General features: G+C 79.9%; 1 pseudogene. It reads right to left on the bottom strand.

The features are described 5' to 3' along the window. Positions 1-444, bottom strand: a pseudogene (locus J5F18_RS00990) (hypothetical protein); the annotation flags it as partial. Between the last annotated feature and the right edge of the window lie 38 nt (positions 445-482).

Consider the following 482-nt stretch of genomic DNA (forward strand, 5'->3'; position numbering starts at 1 on the left):
GGGGGGCTGGGGGGGGGGGGCCTGGGCCGGCTCCGGCTCGGCGGCGGGCGGTACCGACTCCTCGGGGCGCGCCTCGGGCTCCGCCGGCGCCGGCTCCGGCTCGGCGGGGGTCGCCGGGTCCACGTCCGTGACGCTCTCCTGCACCGGCGGCAGCTCCGCCAGGGGCGCGGCGAGGGACTCCGCCGGCGCCTCCACCTGCGGCTCGCCGGCGGCCTGCTGGGCCGCCTCGGCGATGGCCTCGGCGTCCACCGGCGCCTCGCTGGGCCGCGTCACCAGCACCACGTCGAGGCTCGAGCGCTCGGCCGGCGGGGCGGCGAACTGCCAGCTGGCCACCACGCCGATCAGCGCCAGGTGCAGCAGCAGGGCCAGCGACAAGGCCAGCCAGCGCCGGTAGGGCCGGGTGACCGGGGCATACAGGATGGGATCGCTGGCGCTCCAGGACATGGCGGCCACCCGGCTCAGCCCCGCGCCGCCTCGAGGCG

The organism is Halomonas sp. BM-2019, from assembly GCF_017584085.1.